Origin of the sequence: Variovorax soli NBRC 106424, from assembly GCF_001591385.1 — a bacterium.
Classification (GTDB): domain Bacteria; phylum Pseudomonadota; class Gammaproteobacteria; order Burkholderiales; family Burkholderiaceae_C; genus Variovorax; species Variovorax soli.
Map to the genome: position 1 here is coordinate 1 of NZ_BCUU01000164.1, position 7,003 is coordinate 7,003.

Genomic DNA, 7,003 nt, shown 5'->3' on the forward strand with positions numbered 1-7,003 from the left:
ATGGCCCCAGCGCGGCGCGGGCTGGGCCAGCGCCTCCAGCCTTCGCATGAGCGCGAAGTAGTCGAAGGCCCAGGGCGAGGCCTCGCGCTCGCGCAGGTAGGCCGCCACCCGCTCGCGCGGGCCGGCCGCCGCGGCAGCGGGCGCTGGCACGGGCGAAGCGGCGTCCTGCATCGCCTGCTGCACGGCTACAGGATCGGGCGTGTCCCGCACAGCGGCCTCCAGCGCATGACTTCGCCGCGCCCGGCGATGGTGAGCACGGTCTCGACAAAGTGGTTCACTTCCACATGCCGCGCCAGGTAGCGCGCCAGCACCGCCCCGAACAGGAACGCGCTGTGGCCGTGGAAGGCGGTGCGCTCGAGCTCCAGCGTCACCTCCAATCCGCGGCCGAAGGCGATGGGCCCGGGCAGCGGCAGGCGCCGCGTGACGGGCTTGCTGCCCACCGACAGCAGGCCACGCACCTGCGCCTGGCGCACCTCGTCGCCGTGCATGGCATAGAGCGTGAGCATCTCGCGCAGGGCGGCCGCGCCCTGCTGCGCACCGCTGTCGGCCAGCGAGAGGTAGTTGAGCGCGAGGTGGTCCACCACCCGCCAGCCCAGCCCCTGGCTCACCACCGGCGACACCGGCCGCGACGGCCCGCGCACCATGCGCACCTTCTGCACCGGGGCCGAATCGATGCAGTCGAAATCATTGCCCTGGCCCGTCGGCAGCAGCAGCGGCAGGTCGCGGTTGGTCACCAGCGCGGTCACCGCCAGCTGCCGCAGCGAGGCCGGATACGGCGCCTCGCGCGGGTCGACGATCTGCATGTACAGCTCCGAGCCGATGTGGCTGCTGCGGTGCCCTTCGGTCTTCTGCCGCTGCGACTGCATGCGCGGCTCGCGGCTGGTCGTGTAGTAGGCCGGGTGCCCGTGGCGGCTGCCGTGGAAGGCGGCGTAGAAAGGCAAAAACACCTGCTCCGACACATCGCTCTCGCCCGGGCTGCCGTGGCCGACGACCTCGGTGACGGTGTGCACCTCGAAGTCCTGCGGCCGCGTTCGGTCGGCCAGCAGGTGGAACTGGCTCGCGCCCTCGCTCACCGCCACGCGGTCCAGCCGCTTGGAAAACAGGTTGATGGCCGGCACGCAATGCAGCTGCACGTTGTCGGCGCTCACCAGTTTTTCGAGCGCCGCATCGCCGCGCGAGAACAGCACCACGATCTCCACGTCCGGCACGTTCATCGTGGCCAGCACCTTCTGCAGATCGTTGATGCGCACGAACTGGAAGCGCTGCGCAAAGGCAAAGTACTCCTGCACCAGCCGGTGGCCCGAGAAGCCGGTGGCGGTCACGGGCAGCAGCGCCTCGTCATCCTCGAATCCCAAGGGCTGCACGCTGTCGGCCGGCAGTTGCCTGACTGCGCCTGCACCGCCTGCCGTGGGTTGGCCATTGGCGCCCAGCGGCTGCACCAGCACGCCCACGGGCTTGGCCAGCAGGCATTCGTAGAGCTGCCAGGCCACGTCGTCGGCGCCGCCCAGGTGCAGCACCAGTTCATCCATCGGCAGCTGGCTGAAGTTGAGCCCCGCACCCACATGCAGCGCAATGCGCAGGCCGCCGCGGATGTCGCGCGCTTGCGGGTGCTGGTTCAGCGGCAGGTCCGGCGCGTAGGTGAAGTACTGCGCGCGCCGGACCTGCAGCGGCCACAGGCGCAGCGCGCGCGAGGTGCGGAACTCGCAATGCGTGTTCTGCCCCACCGCATGGCGCGCACGCAGGCCGCTGCCGCGCGGCATGGCGGGGCCGTTGGCCAACCCGTCGTCGTCGGGGTCCACGCCCATCTGCACCACCGTCATCGAGGGCGTGGGTGCCAGGAAATGCGGATAGACGATGTCCAGCAGGTGGCCGGTGAAGCGCGGGTATTCGGCGTCGAGCTTGAGGCCCACGCGGGCCGAGAGGAAGGCGGTGGCCTCGATCAGCCGCTCCACATACGGGTCGGCCACCTCGGGGCCATCCAGGCCCAGGCGCTGCGCGATCTTCGGAAAGGCCTGCGCGAACTCCACGCTGCTTTCGCGGAAGTAGCGAAGCTCCTGTTCATACAGATTCAGCAGGCGCGGGTCCACGGCTCAAGACCCTTCTTCAACTTCGATCCGTCCCTCTTCGAGGTCGATGCGGCTGCGCATCAGGAACTCGAGCGGCACCGGCTGGGCCCACAGCATGCCGCGGATCACGAGGCCGATGCGGTTGTGCGATTCAAGAGCCGAGCCTTCCATGACGAGTTCAACTTCGAGGGTGCGAGGCAGGATGCGCGGCTCGAACTGCACGATCGCGTTCTTCAAAGCCTGTTCCATGCTGACACGCTGCACCGACGAGGTGAACTGGCCGGACAGCATAGGCAATCCGTAGTTCAGGACCGAGCGCGCCGCATGCGGATGGCGGTGCTCGTCGATCTCCGCGGGGCCGAGCGCCGTCGCATTGAAGAGCCAGCTCAGGTCGCGCAACACGGCCTGCCGCAGCGCCTGCCGCGTGAGCACGCGCTGATCGTCGCTCTCGCGCTTTTCGCTCGGTGCGAAATCGGTCAGGCGATCGAGCAACGATGGCTGCAGCCGCTCCTGCGCGCTGAGTTCAGCCACCGTTGTCTCCCGTGCCGCCGGTCGCTGCAGCGCCGGCCTCGATGTCGGCTTGCTGCTGCTCGAAGTCGATCTCGCGCACGTCCAGCATCGCGTGCTCCCCGCCCGCTTCCTCGATATTGCTGCTCCACATGCGCTGGCCCCAGCCGGCCCACACCTCGGGCCGCAGCTCGCGCCATTCGGTCTTGCGCGCCAGGCGCAGCGCGCCGTCCTCGCAGGCTTCGCTCCCCGGGTAGCGCGTGGGCACCAGCGCCAGGGTTTCGCCACCGTTCTCGAACTGCAAGTGTGCGGGCAGCCACACGCAATCGCGCAGGTCCTCGGGCTCCTCGAACTTGATCTGCGCCAGCCGTTCGAAGGGCACCCAGTAGTAGCGGCCATTGACGAAGGCCTCGAGCACCGGGCCAATGCGCATGTCGGCGTCGGCGAGCCAGTCGAAGGGCTTGCCGTCCAGCGTGCCGGGCGTGGCCGGCGCGGCGTCGAAGGCACGCGCACGCAGGTCCTCGGCCATCGCGTCGTCGCCCGCGCCCTGGCGCAGCAGCGACTCGAGCAGCAGCGCCAGCCACTCGCCCGGCTGGCCGAAGATCATCGGCGTGCGCTTGCCGGCAAACACTTCGGCGCGCAGCCCTTCGCAGCGGATGGCCTCGCCATACACCTGCTTCATCGGAATGGCCAGCGCATCGAGCTCCGCGGCCACCGTGAGCTGGTTGAGCGCCCGCTCCCACTGGCCAAGCACGCACAGCAGCTGCGCCATGAACACGCGCAGCTTGCTGTCGGCCGGCCTGGCCTTGATCTCGTCGGTGAGCGCCTTGAGCGCGCCGGCCGGATCGGCCGCCTGTAGAAGTTCTGCGGAGCGGGTCATCGCGAGCCTTTCGGGAGGAAGCGGTGCAAGGGCCGCAGCAGCTTAGTCCGCTGGCCCTCGTGGCGCATCTACCGACCGGCGTATGCCGCGCAGCATCCAATCGGCCCTGCTGGCGTGGACGCGATGGCCAATGGCCTCAGGCAGTTGCTGCGATTACCCCTGCGGCACCGTCCCGTACCGGGCGGCGCCCGGCGGCGTCCGGCCTGCTTCGCACAACCTTGATCAGCGCCGCAAGCTCCTGGTCCGCCAGGCCCGCCTTCTCCGCACGCTGGAACAGGCCGTCGAGAAACGCCGGAATCTCGGCGTTGATCCCGGAGGCCTGCGAGCTTTGCAGAATGCGCCGCGTCGCCTCGATCGAGATGCGCATCGGGCTTTCGGAAATGGTGAAATCTCCGCTCTGGATGACCGCGCCCTCATGCTTGAAGAAGCTGCCGAAGGTCGGCGAGATGTCGGCCACCAGCTTTCCGAACACGCCGACGTCGAGCCCCTGTGTTTCGGCGATCAGCGCGCCGTGAATGAAGCCGGCCGTGGCGCCGTACACGTACGAAAGTGTCGCCAGGTCCATGGTTGCCGCCGCTTCGATCTTCTTGCCGAGAAACGCGATATTGCCGGCCAGGTCCTTCAGCGTCTCCTGCACCGAGGCATAGACCGCCGGGTCGCCCGACAGCAGCACCGGCGTATCGGCCTGTCCCATCTGGCTCGGCGCGGCCTGGATCGCGCCGTCGAGATAGCCGGCGCCCTGCCTGCTTGCCCAGGCCAGTGCGTCCCGGGCTTCCTGCGGGCTGCCGGTCGTCCACTGGACCAGGACTTTTCCGGCCAGCGCCTGCGCGACGCCGGGCATTCGAAGGATGTCATTCGCAGCGGTGTAGTCGTACACGCACATCACGATCAGGTCGCTGGAACGCACCGCATCCGCCGCGGTCGCAGCCAGGGTCGCACCCGACGCGACGAGCGCGTCCGCCTTTGCGGCGCTGCGATTCCAGACCGTGACGCGGCGCCCGCGCTGCAGGAACAGGCGGGCAATCGTGAAACCCATGGAGCCGAGGCCGAGAACAGTGACTGAGTTCATGAGCAGAAGTACCAGTTGTTGAGGAAGGGCCTCATCGTGAAACTCAGCTCTCCAACGGTCAAGTACCTACAATAATGTCAGGTATCCACCAATTGGTAAGTAATGAAGAGAGACGCATGACCAAGCGACCCATCAACTGCGGGGTCGGCCCCGCCTTCGAAGTGATCGGGGGAAAGTGGAAAGCCGTCATCCTCTGGGAGATCCACGACGCTCCCAGGCGCTTTGGCGAGCTTCGCCGCCTCATTCCCGGCGTGAGCGAGAAGATGCTCATTCAGCAGCTGCGAGAGCTCGAGGCGGACGGCCTCGTCGACCGGCACGTGTTTCACGAGGTGCCGCCCCGGGTCGAATACAGCGTCACCGCGCTCGGCAAGAGCCTGAACAAGGCCATGGGCCCGCTTGCAGACTGGGGCGAGGCGTATCAACGCTCGCGTACCGCTGCCGGATCGGCGGCGTCGTCGTCGAACAAGAAGAAGAAGGCTTGATACGCAACTGCGCGCGCCCGGCCCGGGCACGCGGCCCGCGCTAGGCAGCCAGCGGCCCGGCCTGGATCACCTGCCCCGCATGCACGAAGTTGCCTGCGCCCAGATGGTGGATGGTCTGCAGCGCGCGGTTGTCGTCGCGGAAGGACCAGCGCCCACGCTGGAACACGCGCTCGTCCGCCGCGGCCGACACCACTTCGCCGAAGCAGGTGTCGTAGGCGTCCTCGGTGTGCGCCTCGGGAATCCAGCGGCATTCCATCCAGGCGGCGCAACCGGCCTCCAGCACCGGCAGGCCCAGCACCGGGCCGGCCGCGGCATCGATGCGGTAGTGCGCGAACTTGTCGCCCTCGCGGCCCGTGCCGGAGCCCACGGCATAGGTCAGATCAACCAGCGCCGCACCGGGAATGCAGATGCCGAAGGCGCCGCTGTCCTTCACCAGCTCGCGCGTGAAGGTCTTCTTGTCGATGACGATGGCAATGCGCGGCGGCGTGAACTCCACCGGCATCGACCACGCGGCGGAGTGGCTCGGCTGATATTGCAGACTAAAGGGGTTTACCAAGATTGCGGTTTGCAGGCCGAGTACCGGCTCGCTACACTGAGATTAACCTGGACATTAATGGATACATGCAAATGAGCTTGCAAACGTCGGACATCGTTCCCATCAGCGAGGCGCGGGCAAGACTGACCGAACTCGCGGAGGACGTGGTGGGCAAGGGCTCGGAAAAGGTGTTGACCAAGAATGGCGCCAGTTATGTCGCCCTGGTTGACGCACGCCGCCTGGACTACTACCACGCACTGGAGGCGGAGCACGTCAACCTGGTACTGGCCGAAGACGCGATCACGGGCTTGAAGGAAGCCCTGGCCGGCCGATTCGTCTCTGACGAGGAACTAGACCAGGCACTGGGCGCCAAGAACAACACGCGATGAGCATCCCGGTGAATGCGCGCGTCCGGGCAGTCCCCAACTTCCTGGACTGTCTGCACTCGGCCCGTCGCTTCATGGAAGAGCAGGATCAGGCGACCGCTCGGTCACGCTTCGCGAGGCTGCAAGCCGAGTTGGCCAAGGCTCGGTCACTGCTGTCCTTTTCGCCCTCGAGTGGCCGGCCAGCCCGATTTCTCGATGCCAGATCAGGCTGGGGCAGGTTTCAGGCAGAGACTGCGATGCAGCTTGCAGAGGAGCTGGGTATGCCCGAGTTGCGCGAACTTGTCCTGGCCCGCCATGTCGTGCTGTATGCCCATTCGCAACAAGAGGTTGTGCTGCTTTCTTTGCGTCACGAACGCCAGCTTGCCTACCGAATGACGTCGTAGGCAGTTCCCGCTGATCTACGTATTGGTCAACGCACAAGTCCGCACCGCCCCCCGCAACCCGCTTTGCTGCTGCGGCGCCGACTTCAGCTCCAGCTTGCGCGGCATGAAGTAGATGATCTCGCAGGGCCGGCGCGGGGTGCCGCCGGTGAGCATGCAGTGGGTGGTGATGCGCGCGCCCTCCAGCACCAGCTCCAGCGTAGGCTGCTGGTCCTTCGAGCTGTCGCCGCCGGCCTTGAACACCGACACCTGCACCTTCAGGTCGTTCTCCTGGTTCTTCAGCAGGCTGGCGATCGATGCCGTGGCCGCATCGCACTCGCGCACCACGATCAGCGAGCTCAGGCGCACCTGCCCCTTGCTTGCGCCCGGCGGCGTCTGCACCTCGGCCAGGTACGAGTAGCCCGCGATCTGCATGCGCTGCTTGCCGTCCTCGAAGCCGCGCTTGGATTCGCCCTCCACCGCGTTGCCCTTGCTCTCGATCAGCATCAGGAAGTCGTTGCTCGATTCGCCCGACATGTGGTCGAGCAGGCGCAGCGCCTCGTCGGGGTCCAGGGTTCCGTCCAGTCTCCAGCTCATGTCCACTGCTCCTACTACGGTTGCTCGGTTGTTCATCTGCCGCCGGGCCAGGCCACCAGCGCGCTGTAGACCTGCCGCTGCTGCGGCGGCTGCAGCGCGCCGCGCACGCGCACGTCGGCCAG

General features: G+C 67.2%; 8 protein-coding genes and 2 pseudogenes. 3 read left to right on the forward strand and 7 right to left on the reverse strand.

Annotation, left to right across the window (positions count from 1 at the left end):
* From VSO01S_RS25420 to VSO01S_RS25440, 5 genes and pseudogenes are all read right to left on the reverse strand, one after another.
* Positions 1-210: pseudogene (locus VSO01S_RS25420) on the reverse strand (hypothetical protein); the annotation flags it as partial.
* Positions 186-2,087, reverse strand: a complete 1,902-nt coding sequence (gene tssF, locus VSO01S_RS25425) for a type VI secretion system baseplate subunit TssF (protein ID WP_068645556.1) — start codon at positions 2,085-2,087, stop codon at positions 186-188. The pseudogene VSO01S_RS25420 and the gene tssF, both read right to left, overlap by 25 nt.
* A gap of 3 nt (positions 2,088-2,090) precedes the next feature.
* A complete protein-coding gene (tssE, locus tag VSO01S_RS25430) occupies positions 2,091-2,597 on the reverse strand; it encodes a type VI secretion system baseplate subunit TssE (protein ID WP_068645557.1) in 507 nt (168 codons plus the stop codon).
* Entirely contained in the window at positions 2,590-3,453 is an 864-nt protein-coding gene (locus VSO01S_RS25435) for a type VI secretion system accessory protein TagJ (protein ID WP_068645558.1), read from the reverse strand. The genes tssE and VSO01S_RS25435 overlap by 8 nt, the downstream gene beginning before the upstream one ends.
* A 136-nt stretch (positions 3,454-3,589) precedes the next feature.
* Positions 3,590-4,522 carry an NAD(P)-dependent oxidoreductase gene (locus VSO01S_RS25440; RefSeq protein ID WP_084242119.1) on the reverse strand — a complete coding sequence of 311 codons (933 nt, stop codon included), beginning with the start codon at positions 4,520-4,522 and terminating at the stop codon, positions 3,590-3,592.
* A 116-nt stretch (positions 4,523-4,638) separates the two neighbouring features.
* On the opposite strand from VSO01S_RS25440, the gene VSO01S_RS25445 reads away from it, so the two are divergent.
* Complete coding sequence (locus tag VSO01S_RS25445; protein WP_068645559.1) at positions 4,639-5,004, forward strand: winged helix-turn-helix transcriptional regulator; 366 nt, start codon at positions 4,639-4,641, stop codon at positions 5,002-5,004.
* 40 nt (positions 5,005-5,044) lie between these two features.
* On the opposite strand, the pseudogene VSO01S_RS25450 reads toward VSO01S_RS25445, so the two are convergent.
* Positions 5,045-5,521: pseudogene (locus tag VSO01S_RS25450) on the reverse strand (flavin reductase family protein); the annotation flags it as partial.
* A 110-nt stretch (positions 5,522-5,631) separates the two neighbouring features.
* Between VSO01S_RS25450 and VSO01S_RS25455 the strand changes: the two are divergent.
* Complete coding sequence (locus tag VSO01S_RS25455) at positions 5,632-5,928, forward strand: type II toxin-antitoxin system Phd/YefM family antitoxin (RefSeq protein ID WP_068645561.1); 297 nt, start codon at positions 5,632-5,634, stop codon at positions 5,926-5,928.
* Positions 5,925-6,308: a hypothetical protein gene (locus VSO01S_RS25460; RefSeq protein WP_068645562.1), complete on the forward strand. Its 384-nt coding sequence runs from the start codon at positions 5,925-5,927 to the stop codon at positions 6,306-6,308. Before VSO01S_RS25455 ends, VSO01S_RS25460 begins: the two co-directional genes overlap by 4 nt.
* 15 nt (positions 6,309-6,323) lie before the next feature.
* On the opposite strand, the gene VSO01S_RS25465 is transcribed toward VSO01S_RS25460, so the two are convergent.
* Positions 6,324-6,881: a type VI secretion system tube protein Hcp gene (locus VSO01S_RS25465; RefSeq protein ID WP_068645563.1), complete on the reverse strand. Its 558-nt coding sequence runs from the start codon at positions 6,879-6,881 to the stop codon at positions 6,324-6,326.
* Positions 6,882-7,003 lie beyond the last annotated feature (122 nt).